The sequence below is a fragment of the Microcoleus sp. PH2017_34_RAT_O_A genome (assembly GCF_020737885.1).
Lineage (GTDB): Bacteria > Cyanobacteriota > Cyanobacteriia > Cyanobacteriales > Microcoleaceae > Microcoleus.
Genome location: NZ_JAEQDD010000210.1, coordinates 1 through 1,137, shown reverse-complemented (window position 1 = coordinate 1,137; position 1,137 = coordinate 1). Strand labels below are relative to the sequence as shown.

Here is a 1,137-nt window from a genome sequence, read left to right as displayed (position 1 = left end):
ATTTTCGGAACTTTTCACCTCGATCGTAGGCTTCGGTAGAGGGCGAAAGAACCTCGACAATCAGTAAAGGATTGAGAATTTCATCCGTGCGAGATCCATTGAATTCCGGTTCGCCATCAATTACCATAACATCGGGATAAGTTCCGTGATTGAAGCTAGGAATCCAAATTCGCAAGTCGCCGTTATAGGTTTGAAAATTGGTGTCTCGGAGAGCCACATTGAGAAAAGTCGTAGTGTCTACGGCAATACGGCTGTGAGCGGGGGAACCTCCGGGCATAGCAATAATCTCTCCGTTACAATATTCGTGACGTTCTTCGGCGGTTTCCTCCATCGCCCGGTATTCATCTGGAGTGCAGCGAGTTGTGGTATCTGAAGCAAGGTTTGGCGGATTGGTTGAAGCAATGACCACGATCGCACCTCCTAAATAATTAGACCTTAAATAATTATGACTTACAGCTAGATAATTGTCCTAACCCAGAGGCGATCGCTTTTTCGGGATTTTAAGAATCTGAGCGATCGCACAATCTCCTGACATCGCGTCATAAAAGTTTAGTTTCTTCGTGATTTGACTGCTGGCGCTGTGCAATCTGGATTAGCATCTCAATTTTGCAAAAAGCATTTTTTTTATTATAGTGCTGTCCCCGCTCGCGTCTGCTACCAATCGCGAGCGGGGACAGCACTATAAATGCAAAACAGAGATGCTACCATCTCGATTAACATCCTCAATGCCTCATTCACTGCTGCATCATTGGGAAAAGCTTGCACAATATCTGGATCTAAAAGCACTAAGTTTGTCCCTGCACGATATCGCTCAACATACTTACCTCTAACACCTCCTTTCATCTGAGTAAAGTCATACTCAGCAAGTAATTCGTCTTCCATTTCGTTCTCAATATCCTTCTTCATAAAACTTCTGCTGCTAACCTATGACAGATAAGAAAGCTAGATAAATCGCCCTTAAAGACTAATCCGGCGGTAAATTTCAGCCATCGGCAGTTCTATATTTAAGCTGTGCAGGACGATCGCCCCTTCAACCCGATCGTACACTTGCCATTGCCAGCGATCGCCCGACGGGCGATCGAGATTGTGATATTGTTCAATATATGGTTCAGCTTGACTGACCAGCAGATATTCACA

The 1,137-nt window shown here is 44.7% G+C and carries 2 protein-coding genes and 1 pseudogene; all 3 read right to left on the bottom strand.

Annotated elements, in window-relative coordinates:
• Positions 1-409, bottom strand: a 409-nt coding sequence (locus JGK11_RS32775) for a Uma2 family endonuclease (protein ID WP_293177195.1), incomplete at its 3' end; no start/stop codon positions are given.
• A gap of 245 nt (positions 410-654) precedes the next feature.
• Positions 655-906, bottom strand: a complete 252-nt coding sequence (locus JGK11_RS32770; RefSeq protein ID WP_293177193.1) for a hypothetical protein — start codon at positions 904-906, stop codon at positions 655-657.
• A 51-nt stretch (positions 907-957) separates the two neighbouring features.
• Positions 958-1,137, bottom strand: a pseudogene (locus JGK11_RS32765) (Uma2 family endonuclease); the annotation flags it as partial.

What these genes read in the sequence shown, in the direction of transcription:
- JGK11_RS32770 (WP_293177193.1), bottom strand. Translation starts at nt 906, where the DNA reads ATGAAGAAGGATATTGAGAACGAAATGGAAGACGAATTACTTGCTGAG.